The organism is Undibacterium sp. YM2, assembly GCF_009937975.1.
Classification (GTDB): Bacteria; Pseudomonadota; Gammaproteobacteria; order Burkholderiales; family Burkholderiaceae_D; genus Undibacterium.
The window spans coordinates 229,693-247,757 of sequence record NZ_AP018441.1; the positions used below are offsets into that span (position 1 = coordinate 229,693).

Here is an 18,065-nt window from a genome sequence, read left to right on the forward strand (position 1 = left end):
ATGGTGCGTATGGCGCGCCCTATTTGTCGGTCATGCTTCATCTTGCAACAGCTTTTAAGTGACACTAGAAAAGAAAAATATGAAACCCGTAGTTCAAAGTTTGCTGGAAACTGATTTATATAAATTCACCATGTGGCAAGCCTTGCTGCATAGTCATCCAAATACACAGACTGAATATGCTTTCGTTTGCCGCAATTCCACGGCTTATCCGCTGGCAGAATTAAAGGAAGATGTTGAACGTGAACTTGATCACCTGTGCGCGCTGTACTTTACTGAAGATGAACTTGATTATCTGCGTTCCTTGCGCTTCATCAAAAGTGACTTCACTGACTTTTTAACGGTCTTTCATTTTCAGCGTAAATTCATCAAGGTCAGTACCGATGGCGAGAACTTGCAGATCGTGGCAACCGGCCCGCAAGTGCATGTCATGGGATATGAAATCTTTGTACTGCATATCGTCAATGAATTATATTTCCGCCGCTTGCAAACAGAACAAACTCTGGTTGAGGGTAGAAACAGGCTGGCAGCCAAGATAGAGAAAATCCGTGAATTTGGAAAAGAAGCACCCAAAACCCATCCATTTGAATTCTTTGATTTTGGTTTGCGCAGGCGTTTCTCTGGCGAATGGCATGATGAAGTCGTCGCCACGCTGGCGCGTGAAGTGCCGCAATTCTTCAAGGGTACATCGAATGTCTATCTGGCCAAGAAACACAAGCTGGTGCCGATAGGCACGATGGCGCATGAATACCTGCAGTCTTACCAGTCCTTTGGCGTGCGCCTGCGTGATTTCCAGAAAGCGGCGCTGGAAGACTGGGTGCAAGAATACCGTGGTGACCTGGGTACTGCCTTGACAGACGTGGTCGGCATGGATGCCTTCCTGTCTGACTTTGACCTGTACTTTGCCAAACTGTTTGATGGCCTGCGCCACGACTCTGGCGATCCTGTGGTCTGGGGTGAAAAGGCCCTGGCGCACTACACAAAGTTACGCATAGATGCACATACCAAGCGCCTGGTGTTTTCTGATGGACTGAATCTGGAAACTGCCTTCAGCCTGTACCGCCATTTTGCTGACCGCACCATGACAGGTTTTGGCATAGGCACGAACCTGACGAATGACACTGGCATAAAGGCTTTGAATATCGTCATGAAGCTCATGTCCTGCAATGGCCAGCCAGTCGCAAAATTATCTGATTCTGCTGGCAAGACCTTGTGTACTGATGAAACCTTTCTCGCTTACCTGCGTCAGGTTTTTCATCATCCCGTAATGTCAACGAAGTTGTATCCAGGAATATCATCATGTTGAAACTGGCAGTTGCACAATTAAATTATATGGTCGGTGACTTTGCTGGCAATACTGCCGCGATCATCCAGCACATGCAAAAAGCTGCGGCGGCAAATGCCGATGTTGCAGTGTTCAGTGAACTCTGTGTTTGTGGCTATTACCCCGGCGATTTGCTCGAAGATAGCGCTTTCTTATCGAAGGCTGAACAGGCATTGGCCAATATCATGCAGGCTTCCAAAGATTGCCCCGATCTCGTCAGCGTGATCGGCACCGTGCGTCCAAACAAAGGGCAGGGTAAAGCTTTGCATAATGCTTTGCTGGCGATACGCAATGGTGAGATTGTTGCTGAATACTATAAACAATTGCTGCCGACTTATGGCATCTTTGATGAACGCCGCCATTTTGAACCAGGACAGGAAGTCGCCAGCACACTGGATGTCGCTGGTCACAAACTAGGCTTCATGGTCTGTGAAGATGGCTGGAATGATGAAGAGCATGATTACCAGGTTAATCCCTTCAACGCACTGACAGTAGCCAAGGTCGATTTGATCATCAGTATCAATGCCAGCCCTTCAGATATAGGAAAACGCCAGCAAAGACATGCGATGTTTGCCAAGGCCGCTGCGCATCATCAATTGCCCCTGCTCTATGTGAATCAGGTTGGTGGGCAAGATCAATTGGTGTTTGATGGCGCTTCATTTGCGGTCACAGCAGATCATGGCGTGACTTTTGAGGCTGCACGATTTGAAGAAGATTTTCAGGTGCTGGGGTTCTCAGGCAAGCAGTTCTCTGCGATCGATGGTGCTGCATTAGTCAAACCGGATAGTGCGGGCTTGTCTGTGCCAGAATTTACCCGTCGTCAGATAGTCCTGGGCCTGCAAGACTATGCGCGCCGTTGTGGTTTCAAGCAGGTGGTGGTCGGTTCTTCTGGCGGGATTGATTCGGCATTGACCATTGCCCTGGCAGTGCAGGCACTGGGTGCAGAAAACGTGATCGCCATTACCATGCCATCGGCGTATTCAAGCACAGGTTCAGTATCTGACTCAGTCAAATTATGTGACAACCTGCAAGTCAAACTGTATACGCATCCCATACTGAGCCTGGTGGAGCAATATGCCAAGGGTTTTGAAGATGCATTTGCATTGCCCCTGCGTGGATTGACGCAAGAGAATTTGCAGGCACGCATACGTGGCTCCATACTTATGGAATACTCAAACGCCTTTGGCGCGCTGTTGCTGACGACAGGTAACAAGAGTGAGATATCGGTGGGTTACTGTACCCTGTACGGTGACACCAATGGTGGTCTGGGCCTGATTGGGGACTTGTACAAGACAGAAGTATATTCCTTGTCGCAACATATCAACGATGCAGCCGGGCGCGAAATCATCCCGCAAGATGTATTGACCAAGCCGCCGTCAGCAGAGCTGGCACCTGGTCAGCTTGATACCGACAGCTTGCCACCGTATGATGAACTCGATGAAATGCTGAAATGGCATATAGAAGGCAAGCGCCTGCCAGCGCATGAGTTTGCCAAGGCTCAGGCCTTTGTACAAGAGTTGCAAAAGACAGAAGCTGGCGTGACAAGCATGAACCGCATCATCGGCATGGTGGCACGCAATGAATATAAGCGCCGTCAGGCACCGCCCATCATCCGCGTGCGTGGCCGTGCTTTTGGTAGTGGACGGCAGATGCCGATTGCGGCAAAGTACAGCAATTAAGATTAATCAAAGTTTTATTTTATGAAGTCAGCCATGCAAATTGACGTTGCGGTATTAATAGGACGCTTTCAACCATTTCATAACGGCCATGCCACACTCCTGCAACTGGCACTGGAAACTGCCGAAGAAGTGGTCGTGATACTGGGTTCATCCTTCCATGCGCGCAGTACCAAGAACCCATTTACATGGCAAGAGCGGGCAGACATGATCAATGCGACTTTGACGCCCGATGAGCGTGACAGGGTGTCGTATATTGCCGTGCGTGATTATTATGATGATGCTCGCTGGGCGGCAGCAGTGCGTGGCAAGGTGGAAAGGCACTTTCCTTATGCGAAGCGCATTGCCCTGATAGGTCACTTCAAGGATGCCTCCAGTTATTACCTGAACCGTTTCCCGCAATGGCAGTTGGTCGCTGCCGAGCAATTGCTGGCGATAGATGCCACTGTCATACGCAAGGTATTGTTTGAGGCGGAAGATATGCGCGTATCACTTGATGTGATTGCCCATTACCTGCCACAGAGTGTGCGCCAGTACCTGAAGGCCTGGAGCATCTTGCCGCACTACGCGGTGCTGGTGAAAGAACATGCACAACTGCTGGCTTACCAGGAGGCATGGAAGGCAGCTCCCTATGCACCAACATTCGTGACCCTGGACGCCGTGGTCAAGGCGGCAGGTCATGTCTTGCTGGTGCAACGTGGTGGTTTTCCGGGCAAGGGTTTGTGGGCACTGCCTGGTGGCTTTCTCGATCAGAATGAAAGACTGTTTCAAGGCGCGATACGCGAATTGTTTGAAGAAACCAATCTGGCGGTACTGGCATCTACGCTTGAGCATGCTTTGGTCGATGTCAAAGTGTTCGACCATCCAGGCCGCAGCCTGCGTGGCCGCACGATTACCCATGCACATTATTTTGATTTGCAGACTGATCACTTGCCCGATATCCGCGCTGCCGATGATGCAGCCCAGGCAGCCTGGGTCAGCATAGACAAACTTGAAAACATGGAAGAATTATTCTTTGATGATCACTTCCATATTCTTGACCAGTTTCTCAATTTGACCGCTAACGAGAACTGAGGCAACTCTTGAAAGCTTGCGATGAGACCCATCGCAAGCTGAATTTGCAATCAATGCTTTATCTTTACAATGTTTTGCCGTATCAGTCTTGCATTGCTGGGATCGAAATATGCTTCGACCAAATCCCCCTCCCGATTGCTACCATATATCTCGTAGCAACTTTCGTATGATATTTTTACTTTTTCAAACTGGTAGCCCCTATGTTTGGCAAGTAAAGCCATTTCATCCTGACTCAGCCATTCAGACTTGTTTGATGTCGTGCAACCCTTGTCAGTTTCCAGGTCCTTTGGACTAGTCATGGCTTTTTTAGAATTATTGTTTACTGTTTTTTTCACTTGTGGAGCGGGTGTATCCGCATTGTTTTGCGCATGTGAGAGAGTGACGAAAGCGCATGTTGCGAAAAAAAGAAATAGTCGGGCGTAATTCATTGCGCACTCCTGATTGTTGATATGAACGAGAGACTCAGTAATGTACAGGTATTGTCAGTGTCACTTTTAATCCCTCCAATTTTTCTGAACGTCCGGCTTGCAAGTCCATGTTGTGAACCGCTGCTATTCTTTTTGCAATAGACCAACCAAGGCCACTGCCACTTTCTACATTACTTTGAATACGAAAAAATCGCTCTCCCAACCGGGAGATATCCTGATCCGAAAGACCATTTCCACTATCTTCAATCGTTAAGATATATTGACTATTGATGCAGCTCAATTGAATCAAAATTCGTGCAGCTTCTGGACAGTAGCGAATGGCATTGTCGAGCAAGTTACGAACAAGTACACCCAGCAGAACTTCATTACCATCGATAACGCAACTACAGTCCGCATCCAGTTCCAGACTTTGGTGCTTGCTGATGGCTTTGTGAGCAATATCTGCAATTTGGCTGCGTATCATGACCGCTATGTCGAACTTCACAAATTCAGCTTCCGCGTTGCTTTCCAGTCGGGATAAAGTTAGTAATTGCTCAATCAAACGGGATGTTCTGTCGCAGGCCTCCAGCGTGCCTTTTAATGCATGCTGGCGTTTAGTTTCATCATGTTCTACCATCGCTACCTGGGCCTGGGTGCGCAGGGCGGCAAGTGGGGTGCGCAGTTCGTGGGCCGCGTCCGCCGTGAATCTTCTTTCTGACTCCATCAGGCCGGCAATGCGTTCCAGCAAGCCATTCAATGCTTGAATAACAGGCTGAGTTTCTTTGCTTGTGCCATTCATCTCAATCGGGTTAACTGCCGATGGTTGGCGCTGCTCAAGTACTTGACCTAATTTGACGATAGGGCTCATACCTTGTCGCACGGCCAGCCATAGCGCTATTGCAAGCAAGGGAAGTGCAATGATGAACGGCAATACCAGGCTACGTAAAACTGCATACAGGATTGCAGTGCGCGCCTGTACTTCTTCTGCTACATAAACCTGCACATCTGCGTCAGCACCGATTGTGTAAAATACCCGCCACTGCTGGCTGCCAATTTGAATGCTTGTAAAGCCCTCTTTTAATTCCTTGGAAACGTCCAGGATAGGAGTCTCCGGCGCATTTGCAGAGCGCAAACCAAGTTGTCCTGAATGAAAAACCTGGTACATGACTTTAGGTGCATACTTGTGCAAACTATGCGTATCCTGAGATTCTCCATTCTCTACAATCTCGTGTATTTGATGTGTTGCCAGCAAGCTTGCAGCTTGTGCCAAATGGCCATCCAGCACTTCGTCCAGCTCATGCTTGGCATCGAACCAGGTTATGGCAGTTGCCAGCAACCAGATGGATGCGACAGCTGTTAATGTCAGGATGAGTAATCGATTTTTCAGCGATGGGCGTGCGGTCATGATGATCGACTGCTCTTTGGTAGCATGTAGCCAACACCACGCACTGTCAGTATTGATGCTGCACCGAGCTTTTTCCGCAGATTGTGTATATGGACTTCAATGGCATTACTGTCTACCTCCTGTCCCCAACTGTACAAATGGTGCTCGATCTGCTCCCTTGAAAGCACACGATCAGCGTTGAGCATAAGGGTTTGCAGGAGATCAAATTCCCGCGTCGAAACTTCCACTGCGCTGCCAGCCTGTTTTACTGTTCGTGCCCCCGGATCTAGTAAAATATCTTGTGCTTCCAGATTCTCAGTTGTCTGCCCATGCGCGCGCCGGATCAGAGCACGCAATCTTGCTGCAAGCTCATTCAGGTCAACTGGCTTAATGACATAATCATCGGCTCCCTGGTCCAGTCCGCGAATTTTATCTGGGATGGCATCGCGTGCAGTCAATATTAATACCGGGCAGCTGACCTCAGCCCTGCGTATGCTGGCAAGCACGTCCAGTCCATCTTTGCGGGGTAATCCCAGGTCAAGTACTGCAGCGGTATACACCTGGCTGCGCAATTCATATTCTGCTGCATCACCATCCCTGACCCAATCGACTTGAAAGCCGAATTGGCGTAAGCCTGCCTGCAAACCATCGCCAAGTAATGGGTCGTCTTCTGCCAGTAATATGCGCATACCAGTTCTCTATGGTCATGAAATTTTTGCCAGATTCAATCTCTGTCACGGTCTTTATCTGAACGTTCTTTGCCCGACTGTGTCTTTTCTGTGCTTGTTGCAGACGTTGCTGTACTCGCCTGATAAGTCCAGATTCCTAGTACCACTAACATCAGTAAGATGGCGACCGAACGCCAGGTAGTGTGTATCGCTTGCTGTTGCTGACCCAGTTTACGGCCGCTTATCATGCTGCGTACCAGATTTTGACGATATAAATAGCTCGTAAGTAAAACCCCCGCAATGTGTACGCCAACTACTGTCAGCATAATATTGGCCGCTATTTCATGCACTTCTTCCAGCCATTCGCCGCCCAATTCATTATAGTTGGCATAGCCAGATATTGTGACGATTAAGCCCAGACCTAACATTGCAATAATCGCCATGGCGCCTGCCGGATTGTGCCCGGTGAAATGAGCTGGATGCCCGGATAGCATGCCACGCAAATAACGAATGACAGTTGTGGGTGAACGCACAAATTCAGAGAAGCGTGCATATTTGCTGCCGATAAATCCCCAGAGCAGACGAAAACAGATCAAGAATAACATGGTGTATCCCATGCTTATATGGAGCAAACGCAAGGAATCCACTTCTGCTGTCAGATAGGCACCTGTAAAACATAAGGCGATCAACCAGTGGGTCAGTCGCACAGGCGCATCCCATACCTGGATTTTCTTGGTGGAACTTTCGGCGCAACTAGTGTCACTTTGTGAATTTGATATATCGCTCATTTTGATCTCCTCTAGGAATTCAGGGAATTCTCAAACTTATAAATCATGTATCTGCCACTCGCTGATGAAGAACCTATGCGAGAGACGGAGGGGTATGGAATTGCAGGGCTCTCATCCTGGAAGCAATAATGAACTTTGATTCTTAAGATGAGCTTAAGCAGTTAATCTCCGTTGAGATTGGAGTCGGTGTGTAGGGCGTCTTGCATGCCGGACGTGACTGCAAGAGCATTGAAACTGGACGGTACAGCCAGGATTCAAATAGAGGCCACTTTATCGATGGACAGGCACTGTCTATACGTTCTGAAATGTAATGCTCAAGGGAAATTCGATGGCTAATGTAGATGCGATAGTAAGATACGCTATCACCCATGCACATTATTTTGATTTGTAGAATGATCACCTGCCTGATATCCGCACGGTGGATGATGCAGCCCAGGTAGCCTGGGTCAGCATAGACAAGCTGTAAGGGATGGTGGAATCATTCTTTGAGAATCATTCTCATATTCTTTACCAGTTCCTTGATCTGAATGCCGGTGAATGAAAAAAGGGCAGACAAATAAACTTTGTCTGCCCTTTTGATGTTGCAACGGCTTCTTATTTTCTGATCTAATCTTTGTATTGCGGCGTCGTCAACAAAAAGCCGCCGCCCTGATAAATAGTAGTGATATCGTCTTTGGCCGGATACTCGCTGCTGTCTGGATACAGATGAGAAAAAACCGTAGAACTGTCTTTGGCTTTGTAACCCAGGTGCGCGGCTTTTTTATTGTCCCACCATTTGCCCGGGTTTTCAGAAACACCAAAGGCAATAGTATGGCCCACGCGCTGTGCAAAGATAGAGCAGCGCAGCATTTCAACCAGATCATCGTAACTGAAATAAGTCACCAGCATACGGCGTGTCGTTGGCACAGGGAAGGATGAACCTATGCGTATGCAGACGGTTTCTATACCAAATCTGTCATAGTAAAAACGGGACAGAGATTCACCAAAGCATTTGCTGATGCCATACATGCCGTCAGGACGGGTAGGCATGTCAGCATCGATATAATCCGTAGTACGGTAAAAACCGACTGCATGGTTAGAACTGGCAAATACCACACGTTTGACATTGTGCTTGTGTACCGCCTCATAGATATTGTAGGTACCCTGTATGTTTGCATGCATGATGGCTTCAAAATTGGCTTCAGTAGAAATACCGCCAAAATGCAGTACCACATCCACGCCCTCCATCAATGCCAGCACAGCAGCTTTGTCGGCCAGGTCACATTGGACGACTTCTTCACCTTCACCCGCTGGACCAAGATCGGCGATATCGCTGAGGCGGACGATATTGGCCCATGCCTTGATGCGTTCACGCAGAACTTTGCCCAGGCCACCTGCTGCACCGGTCAGCAAAATGCGGTTGAATGGTTTTTCAGTAATATTAGTGTTCATGGGATTCTTTCTCTTCTATTGAATTCTTGAAACGCGTTTCTGCTGAGACTATTGATCAGGTAATCGGCGCCGGGTTGAACAGGACAAGTGCATTATGCAATTTCCAGTGTTCGGCCCAGGTTTCCTTGCCGCTGGCAACATCCAGCAACATCTGGAACAGCTCCCAACCCACGTCAGCAATTGTGGCTTCGCCGCTGGCGATTTTGCCGGCATTGATATCCATAAGGTCATTCCAGCGCCTGGCCAGATCGTTCCTGGTGGCGACCTTGATGACGGGGACTGCGGCAAGGCCATAAGGCGTGCCGCGCCCGGTGGTGAATACATGCAAATTCATGCCTGCCGCCAGTTGCAAGGTACCGCAGACAAAATCGCTGGCGGGCGTAGCAGCATAGATCAAGCCTTTTTGTGTGAGCTTGTCGCCGGGTGACAAAACACCAGAAATGGTGGAGCTGCCAGATTTGACGATGGAACCCATCGCCTTTTCAACGATATTTGACAGCCCGCCTTTTTTATTACCCGGTGTGGTATTCGCGCTGCGATCGACACCGCCGCGTTTCAGGTAGTCGTCATACCAGGCCATTTCCCTGATCATGGCGGCTGCCACTTCCGGGTTGGCTGCGCGTGAGGTTAACTGGTCTATGCCATCGCGTACTTCCGTCACTTCAGAAAACATGACCGTCGCACCGGCACGCACCAGCAAATCTGTCGCAAAGCCGACCGCCGGGTTGGCTGTGACGCCTGAGAAGGCATCGCTGCCGCCACATTGCACCCCGACTACCAGCTCGGATGCAGGGCAAGGTTCACGGCGGCGCTTGTCCAGCTCGGCCAATTGTTTTTCTGCGGTGTTCATGATCGAGGCGATCATGGAGTTGAAGCCTACGTGCACCTGATCCTGCAGACACACCAGCGCCGGTTCTCCACTGCCTTCATCACCCTTCTTGATGGGGATACTACCCTTGGGGAATAAACGTGTTGGTTGCAGTTTTTCACAACCCAGGCTGACCACCATGGCTTGCCCGCCAAAGTTAGGGTTCAGGCTGATATTGCGCACCGTGCGTATGGGGATGTTGGCATTTGGTGCGTCAATCGCGACGCCGCAGCCATAAGTATGTTCCAGGCCGACGACATCATCGACGTTGGGATACTTCGGCAAGAGTTCTTCCTTGATGCGTTTCACAGCATGCTCAACCACACCGGATACACATTGCACTGTTGTCGTGATCGCCAGTATATTGCGCGTACCCACGCTGCCATCCGCATTCCTGTAACCCATGAAAGTATAGCCTTCCAGTGGTTCAGTATTCGGTGCGTGCACGGTAGCGATGGGCAAATCCACCAGTTCCCTGGCGGGGGGCATGTGTATCAATGACTCTTCTACCCAGCTACCCTGGGGGATGGCGCGTACCGCATAACCTATGGTGACGTTATAACGGGTGATGGCAGCACCCTCGGGAATATCCTGCAAGGCCAGCTTATGCCCCTGTGGAACATGCTCCAGCAAGCTCAGGCCACAGGGAAAGACCGTCGCCGCCGGCAAACCACCATCATTGGCAACAATCGCCACATTGTCCTTGTCATGCATGCGTATGTATAACGGCGAGCTGAGCGGCAGGCTGGTGCTGGCTATCGTCATTTTGTATTCCCCCTTCTTTGCCACTTGTGGCTATCAATGCACAAAGAGATGAGCTGTGCACAATTATTTTTATTGAAAAACCTGGTTTTCATCAAAGTGGTCATACCAGAAAGCAACTGGCATGAACATTTGCAAATATAGTTCTGGCCGCGTTGGTAATTTGCATCATTGCTCTCAAGAGACCGGCTTCCCCTATGAAAACCCTCTATTTATACCGTCAGATTTTTCTTTTTCTACGGGAGGAAATGCAGAGTCCGCTATAATCCCTCTCGTATCATTTGTGGCGAGTATGCCACCAAATAAAAAATCTGGCTAGTCCACATTGCAAATTTGGTCTGACCACATTAGAATGGTCTGACCGAATTGCTTTTATTAAGCTTTTCTACGGGTAGCAAACACCATGATGAAAAAAAATAGTTCACAGAACGAAGGGCTGACGCATGAGCCCAGGTTGTACCGCGTGGTAGCAGACAGGATCCAGGCCCTGATCGCTGAAGAAAATATAGCTGCCGGTGAGCGTTTGCCTTCTGAGCGCGACCTGGCAACCAAATTGAGTGTGAGTCGCGCATCTTTACGTGAAGCACTGATAGCGCTGGAACTCGGTGGTGTGATTGAAGTAAGAGGTGGCTCTGGCGTCTATGTCAGTGAGGTGCCTGAAGCCCAGGCGAATGTGCCTGAAGCCGGGCCGGGGCCGTTTGAGGTGTTGTCGGCACGTCGCCTGATAGAGGCAGAAGTGGCAGCAATTGCAGCAAGAGTAGCGACTGATTCTGCGGTAGATGAAATCTTGAAGGCCGTACTGGAAATGGAAAAACATCATGCCAATTATTCCAGTAATGAAAACGCAGACAGGAATTTCCACCTGGCCATCGCCAGGGCAACCGGCAATAGTGCGCTGGTGGGCACAGTTGAATATCTGTGGAACCAGCGTGGCCGTTTATGGCATAAATTGAAGGAGCATTTCCAGACAGAAGACTTGCGCCAGGAAACACTGACTGATCATAGAAATATTCTGGAGGCAATTGCCTCCCATGATCCGGCAGCCGCACGCAAGGCGATGCGGGCGCATCTTGAGCGGGTAACCAGGACTTTCTCACGCGGATGAGCAAATAGGCGCACAAGCGCCAAGTGCATATACAAATAAGCAGAACAGTCAGAAAGCAAAGAATACATTTGCGACTGTATCGGCAGTAATCGGATTTTATATTTTTTGACCGGCTGTGACCCCGGTGGGGCTTTGTGCGCCCATCTTCGTCGCAGTGGCACAGAGTACGCGAGGTGCTCCAACTAGTGCTCCATGCCCAAAGAGGCATGGACGCGAGAATTCTATGAAAACTGGAGGAGACTGCAAATGAAACAAGATAAGAAATTCCAAAGGCCCATGTTTGTATTGTCATCGATAGCGCTGGCTGTGCTGACTATGGTCAATCAGGCTCAGGCGCAAGAAGTACAAAGGGTGGAAGTAACAGGTTCATCGATCAAACGCCTGGCATCAGAAGCATCACTACCAGTCACCATGGTGACTGGTGAAGAGCTGGAAAAACGTGGTATGACCACACTGGCAGATTTGATGATGTCCCTGCCTGAGTCCAGTTCACTGGCACCATCGAATGCCGGTTCTGGTACCAACATCAATCTGCGCGGCCTCGGCGTTAACCGTACCCTGGTCTTGCTGAATGGCCGCCGTCTGGCCAATGAAGCGATTGCCGATGGTTATGCCAATCTTGATGTGATCCCTATGAGCGCAATCGCCAGGGTAGAAATCCTGCGTGATGGTGCATCGTCCATCTATGGTTCTGACGCGATCGGCGGCGTGGTCAACTTCATTACCAAACGTACAGTGGTTGGCAATTCCGTCTCTGCACAATATGTCAAACCACAAAAATCTGGTGGTGGCGATGAACAGCGCCTGAGCGCCACGGTTGGCGTCGGTGATTTACAAAAAGATGGCTGGAATTTGTACGGCACAGTAGATGCGCACCGCCGCAGTCGCTTGCTGGCCTCAGATCGTGCCGAACTGAGCACCACAGATATACTGACCAGCATAGGCCGCGCACCAACACTGGGTAGCGGCGGCTATGCCATGCCAGCGAACTTCACGACAGCGACCAACAAAACCGCTGCCAATCCCTACTACGCATCAGGCTGCCAGGGGCCATACAGCATACAGGGCGCCAAGAATACCTGTATACTGAATGCGGCCTATTACGGTACTGCACTGTATGGTAACGAGCAAGTCACTTTCTATGCCAAGGGCACCAAGAAATTCAGCGATGACCACACCCTGACTATCGACTACATGCGCGGCCAGGAATACATCCTCGGTACAAAAAATCCAACGACCAGCCTGACAGCAAATGGTGTCGCAGCCCTGATACCATCGACCAGCAAATGGTATCCAGGTAACTCTGGCGGCGTACCTGCTGTAGCAGGCCTCAAAGGTGAGCCACTGACAGTCACATGGAGTGTCGCCGACCTGGCAGAAGCCACCACCAAGGACGTACAAATCAACCAACGCTTCAGCGTCAATGATGAAGGCCGTTTCGGTAACTGGGATTACAAGGCTGGTTTTGTCTATGGTCACAGCCAGCGTGATAACTACTACGAAACAGGTTATGTGAATGGACCTGGCCTGCTGACAGGCATAGCCAACGGCACGCTGAATCCTTTTGGTTTGCAGGACGCCGCCGGTAAAGCGTACCTGGCAAGCATCTCGGTAGATGGTGCGCTGAACCGTCATTCCATCAGTACATTCACAGGTGTCGATCTGACTGCATCGACAGAATTGACAACGCTGGCAGGCGGCCCTTTGACGCTGGCTATCGGTGCAGACTTGCACAGGGATACTACCGAAGATACCAAGACTGATATCACTTCTGTGGTAACTTATGCAGCTTCAGGCCCTTCCCATGGCCAAGGTGCCCGTAATGTTGCAGCGGCTTATGCCGAGATGGAAATTCCTGTGACCAAGGAATTGAATTTCAACGTCGCGGTTCGTGACGATCATTTCAGCGATTTTGGTAATACCATCAATCCCAAGGCCAGCTTCCGCTATCAGCCTATGAAGTCTCTGATGTTCCGTGGTTCTGCCAATACCGGTTTCCGTGCACCTACTTTGTTTGACCGTTATGGCTATCGCGTACCGGGTGCAAATACGACGACAGCTGCAAAATGGGATGATCCCGTGCAATGTCCAGGTGGTACACCAGGCGTGGCCGGAACAGGCAAAGCCTTGCCAGGTTTGGTCGCATCAGCAGTATGTAATGTGGCATTGCCGCGTCAGACTGGCAGTAATCCTGACCTGAAGCCAGAAACATCCAAAGGCTTTACGCTGGGTGTAGCCGCTGAACCTTTGCAAAACCTGACCGTGTCTGCTGATTACTGGCATATAGAAATGAAAGACATGCTGGCTAATTTGCCTGAGCAAGTCTATTTCCTGAACCCGACCAAGTACGCTGACCTGTTCGTGCGTAATGCTGATGGCTCACTGGCTTACATCAAGAACATCACGATGAACCTGGGTGGCCAAAAAGCGTCCGGTATTGACCTGGCCCTGGCTTATTCCATTCCTAAAACTTCGTTGGGTAATTTCAAGTTTGAATTGAATGGCACTTACCTGACACAGTTCGACAACCAACTGGAAAAAGACAGCGCCTATGTTTCCAACGTAGGTCGTTTTGGTGTCGCCAGCAATGGTACGACCAGCAGCTTGCCTATCATTACTTTCCGCTGGAAGCATACGCTGACCATGTCATGGAATTCGGGCAACTGGGCTTCCCAACTGACGCAAAACTTTAACACTGGTTACCATGACCAGAACCTCGTCTCCCCAGAATACTTCAGGGACATCGAGCGTTACCAGGCCTGGAACTGGACTGCCAGTTACCGTGGTTTCAAGAACACCAACTTGTCATTCGGTATCACCAATCTGTTTGATGCCAAACCACCTGTCACCAATCACAGTGGTTATACCTATGGCTATTTGAGCAGCGCTGCCAGCCCGATAGGCCGTGCATTCAATGCGCGTGTGACTTATAACTTTTAAGCACTAACGTAGTGATGTAGTCATTTGACAGAGACAGGGTTTGTTCGCAGACCCTGTTTTTTTTAAGAATCCAGAAAATCCCATGAAACTTATACTCCGCACTATCGCCATGACTGCGATCAGCGCATTGGTGCTGTGCGCTTGCAGCCAGACACGGCTGGCTGAATCGCCAGGTCCTGCATTGTCCACCAAGCCTACGCGCATCATACTCGTGGGTGACTCTACCATGGCCCCCAAAAGTGGCTATGGTGATGCCTTGTGCGCACGCTTCAAGCCTGAGGTGACTTGCCTTAACCTGGCAAAAGGTGGGCGCAGCTCTGGCAGTTACCGTGCTGAAGGTTCATGGGAAGTAGTACAAAAGCTCATGGCAAGCAATACACAATTCAGCCAGACCTTGGTATTGATACAGTTCGGTCACAATGACCAGCCCGGCAAGCCCGGTCGCTCTACCGATCTGGTAACAGAATTCCCTGTCAATATGGCAGGTTATGTCAATGATGTGCAGGCAGCCGGTGCGCAAGCCGTGCTGGTGACGCCGTTGACCAGGCGCAGCTTCAAGGGTACGCAATTGCAAAATGATTTGCGGCCCTGGGCAGATGCCAGCATGAAAGTGGCAGCCGACAAACGTGTGCCCATGATAGATTTGAATGCCATCAGTTATAGCTCGGTACAGGCAATGGGCGAGGCTGAAGCCGATACGCTGGCAATGGCACCGCCACCAGCCGCATTGCCAGCAGAGACTGGTGACCTGGCAAAGACTGAAAGAGCCGGTGCAGCGAAATCTGCCTTTGACCGTACCCACCTGGGCAGCAAAGGCGCAGCACATTTTTCTGCCATGGTGCTCAAGGAATTGTTGCTGGTAGCGCCGAATTTGCAAGCGTATGTGAATGCAGGGAACAGATGATGAGCAAGCGAAAAAAATCTTCTGCATTAGCTGTTGTTGCTGCACTGGCCTCATCAGGCTGTTTGTATGCCAGCTCAGTGTTTGCGCAAGATAGCCGCCTGGTAAAAGAACCACAAACGCCGACAATCTGCAGTGTGCTGACAGCACAACTGGAGAGTGGCAAACAAAATGCTGCATCTGGCCGCGCACCGGATACACAAAGCCTGCAAGCCGCAATAGACGCCTGCCGCCCCGGCCAGGCAGTGCGCCTGAGCAGCCGTAATGGCAAGGCCGCTTTTCTGTCCGGTGCCTTGCAATTGCGCAGCGGTGTTTCACTATTGCTTGATACCGGTGTGACTTTATATGCATCGACACACCCGCTCGATTATGACCGCGGCCCAGGTACCTGCGGCATCAATGATGACAAAGGCAAGGGGTGCAAACCTTTTATCACCGTAGAACGCGCCAAAGGCAGCGGTATTTATGGTGAGGGTGTTATTGATGGCCAGGGTGGCGAACGTATTACCGGCAAGGAAGAAAGCTGGTGGCAGATCGCCCGGCGTGCGCAAAAAGAAAACAATCGCCAGAATGTGCCCAGACTCATAGAAGTGACGCAGTCGAATGACTTTACCCTGCACAATATCACTTTGCGCAATTCACCCAATTTTCATGTCACGCTGAACCAGGTTGATGGCTTTACCGCCTGGGGTGTGCGCATCGATACGCCCGCCAATGCCAGAAATACCGATGGCATAGACCCTATCTCTTCGCGCAATATCACGATTGCCAATAGCTACATCCGTACAGGTGACGACAATGTCGCCATCAAGGCGGGTAACAACGGCCCGACAGAAAATATCACCATCCGCAATAACCATTTTTATTCAGGCCATGGCATGTCCATAGGCAGTGAAACCAATGGCGGTGTCAGCAATGTGCTGGTCGAAAACCTCAGCATGGATGGCACGACTTCAGGCTTGCGTATCAAGAGCGATGTCTCGCGTGGTGGCCTGGTACAAAACATCAACTATCGCAATGTCTGTATACGCAATGTCAAGGCACCAATAGACTTTGATACCCATTACGGTAAAACTGCCACAGGTAATCTGGTGCCCCAATACCGCAATATCAGTCTTGAGCATGTGCAGTCTTTAACACCAGGTAAGATCATCCTGCAAGGCTATGATGCAGAACATGTCATTGCACTTAAAATGAAGGATGTCAGCCTAGCGGACAAGAGCAGCAGCCAGTTTGAACATGTGCAACTGGAAGGCCGTGATAAAGTAGTCTTCAATGCAGTGGCTGCCAATCCTGGACAGTGCGAAAAGGCATTTGCTGCGTATCCAGAACCAAATATTGCAACTGACAATAGCAAGCGTCCGCAACTTGATGCGCAGGCTGCCAAGAACTTTTCCTACAGCGAAGTTTTGAAATATGCAGGTTTGCCGGGTAAGGAACAGGTGGCGCCCTGGGACCCGCTGTCTGCCCCCATTGCCGCCGAGCCACAACTGGTGCCTGACTATGTCGTAGATGCCAACGCCACACCAGATGGCGTCAGGGTATTCAGGCAAGTACAGGCCGCAGTTAATCAGGCTGTTGGTGATATAGAAAAATCGAAAGCAGGCAAGCAGCGCATTCACATCTACATTAAACCTGGTACTTACCGTGAACTGGTGTATGTGCCTGATACGACTATTCCCATCACCTTGTATGGTAGTGATGCCGCCAAGACGCGCATCAGTGCCAATCTTGATGCAGCAACGACGGGCAGCACTTACACCACGCAATTTTCTGCACAGTTCGCGGGTGTACACAGTAACATCGCCGCCATGTACAACAGCATCAAAGACCGGCCAGCATTGGGTACTTTTGGCACTGCCGTGTTATGGGTCAAGAGCCCCGGTTTTCAGGCAAAAAACCTGACGATAGAAAATGCCTATAACAAAGACCAGGGCAATGCCCGCGCAGATTGCCAGCCGGGTAATTGTCCTGATGAAAACGGTATCTATGCACGCAGCCAGATGGTGCATCACCAGGCGCTGGCCGTCATGCTGGATGGTGCAGATAAGACGCATTTTGATGGTGTGCGCATGCTGGGCTTCCAGGACACCCTGTACATGAAGTCAGGCAAGGATGGCCAGACTGCCAGGCAGTTTTTCCAGCGTTCCTACATAGAAGGTGATGTCGATTTTATTTTTGGTGATGCCACGGCCTACTTTTTTGAAACTGAAATCAAATCCCTGGGCGACCGCAATTCCTCTTATGTCGGTGCCCCCAACACCAATGTGAAGTCGCGCTACGGTTTTGTGTTTGATCATTGCCGTTTCACACATGACGGCAGCAGCAATGCCCTCGCTGGTAAATTCAGCCTGGCGCGCCAGTGGTTCCATAACGAGCGTTGCACACCGTATGCACCTGTACCAATTTCGGGATATGACTGTCAGATAGGCGAGGTCGATGTATTTAATTCACCGACAGGCACAATCAGACGGCAAACGCTGGAAACTGTGGGCAAGATGGTCGTCATGAATTCTGTCATCGGTGCACATATCAATAAAAAGCAGCCCTGGTCAGACTGGAACAAGAAGGGCACCTTGCCTTACCGCCCTGCGCAATTTACCAGTGATGATTACTGGGCGAATTTACTGGCAGCAAAAATTGATCCTGTAAAGCAGATGGGATATGACGCGCCTTTTTCACCTGTGCGTATCTTCCTGGCAGAATTTAATAATACTGAAGAGTAAACCGGTAACAGCAT

Annotated in this window: 13 protein-coding genes; 7 read left to right on the forward strand and 6 right to left on the reverse strand. The window is 50.1% G+C overall.

The window, feature by feature from the left end:
- Positions 1 to 79: 79 nt before the first annotated feature.
- From pncB to UNDYM_RS01105, 3 genes are read left to right on the forward strand one after another with little or no spacing between them, the layout of a single operon-like run.
- The gene (gene pncB / locus UNDYM_RS01095) at positions 80 to 1,303 is read left to right on the forward strand and encodes a nicotinate phosphoribosyltransferase (RefSeq protein WP_162039375.1); all 1,224 of its coding nucleotides are present in this window, start codon (positions 80 to 82) and stop codon (positions 1,301 to 1,303) included.
- Positions 1,297 to 3,000, forward strand: a complete 1,704-nt coding sequence (locus UNDYM_RS01100; protein WP_162039376.1) for an NAD+ synthase — start codon at positions 1,297 to 1,299, stop codon at positions 2,998 to 3,000. The genes pncB and UNDYM_RS01100 overlap by 7 nt, the downstream gene beginning before the upstream one ends.
- Before the next feature lie 33 nt (positions 3,001 to 3,033).
- Positions 3,034 to 4,071 carry a bifunctional nicotinamide-nucleotide adenylyltransferase/Nudix hydroxylase gene (locus UNDYM_RS01105; protein WP_232063661.1) on the forward strand — a complete coding sequence of 346 codons (1,038 nt, stop codon included), beginning with the start codon at positions 3,034 to 3,036 and terminating at the stop codon, positions 4,069 to 4,071.
- A 50-nt stretch (positions 4,072 to 4,121) separates the two neighbouring features.
- Here UNDYM_RS01105 and UNDYM_RS01110 read toward each other — a convergent pair whose 3' ends face one another.
- The 6 genes from UNDYM_RS01110 to garD all read right to left on the reverse strand — a co-directional run bounded on the left by UNDYM_RS01110 (position 4,122) and on the right by garD (position 10,382).
- Complete coding sequence (locus tag UNDYM_RS01110; protein WP_162039378.1) at positions 4,122 to 4,499, reverse strand: PepSY domain-containing protein; 378 nt, start codon at positions 4,497 to 4,499, stop codon at positions 4,122 to 4,124.
- Between the two features lie 34 nt (positions 4,500 to 4,533).
- Entirely contained in the window at positions 4,534 to 5,883 is a 1,350-nt protein-coding gene (locus tag UNDYM_RS01115; protein ID WP_232063662.1) for an ATP-binding protein, read from the reverse strand.
- Positions 5,880 to 6,551: a response regulator transcription factor gene (locus UNDYM_RS01120; protein ID WP_162039379.1), complete on the reverse strand. Its 672-nt coding sequence runs from the start codon at positions 6,549 to 6,551 to the stop codon at positions 5,880 to 5,882. Before UNDYM_RS01120 ends, UNDYM_RS01115 begins: the two co-directional genes overlap by 4 nt.
- Before the next feature lie 35 nt (positions 6,552 to 6,586).
- On the reverse strand, positions 6,587 to 7,318 hold the full coding sequence (locus UNDYM_RS01125; protein WP_162039380.1) for a cytochrome b/b6 domain-containing protein: 732 nt from the start codon (positions 7,316 to 7,318) through the stop codon (positions 6,587 to 6,589).
- Positions 7,319 to 7,924: 606 nt separating this feature from the next.
- Complete coding sequence (locus tag UNDYM_RS01130) at positions 7,925 to 8,749, reverse strand: NAD(P)-dependent oxidoreductase (protein ID WP_162039382.1); 825 nt, start codon at positions 8,747 to 8,749, stop codon at positions 7,925 to 7,927.
- 55 nt (positions 8,750 to 8,804) lie between these two features.
- A complete protein-coding gene (garD, locus tag UNDYM_RS01135; protein WP_162039384.1) occupies positions 8,805 to 10,382 on the reverse strand; it encodes a galactarate dehydratase in 1,578 nt (525 codons plus the stop codon).
- Between the two features lie 403 nt (positions 10,383 to 10,785).
- On the opposite strand from garD, the gene UNDYM_RS01140 reads away from it, so the two are divergent.
- The 4 genes from UNDYM_RS01140 to UNDYM_RS01155 all read left to right on the forward strand — a co-directional run bounded on the left by UNDYM_RS01140 (position 10,786) and on the right by UNDYM_RS01155 (position 18,051).
- Positions 10,786 to 11,484 (forward strand): FadR/GntR family transcriptional regulator, encoded by a 699-nt coding sequence (locus UNDYM_RS01140; RefSeq protein ID WP_174244975.1) that lies wholly within the window; start codon positions 10,786 to 10,788, stop codon positions 11,482 to 11,484.
- 246 nt (positions 11,485 to 11,730) lie between these two features.
- Positions 11,731 to 14,424, forward strand: coding sequence for a TonB-dependent siderophore receptor (locus tag UNDYM_RS01145; protein WP_162039387.1), 2,694 nt, complete (start codon positions 11,731 to 11,733; stop codon positions 14,422 to 14,424).
- A gap of 82 nt (positions 14,425 to 14,506) precedes the next feature.
- Positions 14,507 to 15,328, forward strand: a complete 822-nt coding sequence (locus UNDYM_RS01150; RefSeq protein ID WP_162039388.1) for a rhamnogalacturonan acetylesterase — start codon at positions 14,507 to 14,509, stop codon at positions 15,326 to 15,328.
- Positions 15,328 to 18,051, forward strand: coding sequence for a pectinesterase family protein (locus UNDYM_RS01155; RefSeq protein ID WP_162039390.1), 2,724 nt, complete (start codon positions 15,328 to 15,330; stop codon positions 18,049 to 18,051). The genes UNDYM_RS01150 and UNDYM_RS01155 overlap by 1 nt, the downstream gene beginning before the upstream one ends.
- The last annotated feature ends 14 nt before the right edge of the window (positions 18,052 to 18,065 follow it).

Bases quoted from the DNA above. Each gene is read 5' to 3' on its own strand.
- pncB (WP_162039375.1), top strand. From the start codon at position 80: ATGAAACCCGTAGTTCAAAGTTTGCTGGAAACTGATTTATATAAATTC.
- UNDYM_RS01100 (WP_162039376.1), top strand. From the start codon at position 1,297: ATGTTGAAACTGGCAGTTGCACAATTAAATTATATGGTCGGTGACTTT.
- UNDYM_RS01105 (WP_232063661.1), top strand. From the start codon at position 3,034: ATGCAAATTGACGTTGCGGTATTAATAGGACGCTTTCAACCATTTCAT.
- UNDYM_RS01110 (WP_162039378.1), bottom strand. From the start codon at position 4,499: ATGAATTACGCCCGACTATTTCTTTTTTTCGCAACATGCGCTTTCGTC.
- UNDYM_RS01115 (WP_232063662.1), bottom strand. From the start codon at position 5,883: ATGACCGCACGCCCATCGCTGAAAAATCGATTACTCATCCTGACATTA.
- UNDYM_RS01120 (WP_162039379.1), bottom strand. From the start codon at position 6,551: ATGCGCATATTACTGGCAGAAGACGACCCATTACTTGGCGATGGTTTG.
- UNDYM_RS01125 (WP_162039380.1), bottom strand. From the start codon at position 7,318: ATGAGCGATATATCAAATTCACAAAGTGACACTAGTTGCGCCGAAAGT.
- UNDYM_RS01130 (WP_162039382.1), bottom strand. From the start codon at position 8,749: ATGAACACTAATATTACTGAAAAACCATTCAACCGCATTTTGCTGACC.
- garD (WP_162039384.1), bottom strand. From the start codon at position 10,382: ATGACGATAGCCAGCACCAGCCTGCCGCTCAGCTCGCCGTTATACATA.
- UNDYM_RS01140 (WP_174244975.1), top strand. From the start codon at position 10,786: ATGAAAAAAAATAGTTCACAGAACGAAGGGCTGACGCATGAGCCCAGG.
- UNDYM_RS01145 (WP_162039387.1), top strand. From the start codon at position 11,731: ATGAAACAAGATAAGAAATTCCAAAGGCCCATGTTTGTATTGTCATCG.
- UNDYM_RS01150 (WP_162039388.1), top strand. From the start codon at position 14,507: ATGAAACTTATACTCCGCACTATCGCCATGACTGCGATCAGCGCATTG.
- UNDYM_RS01155 (WP_162039390.1), top strand. From the start codon at position 15,328: ATGAGCAAGCGAAAAAAATCTTCTGCATTAGCTGTTGTTGCTGCACTG.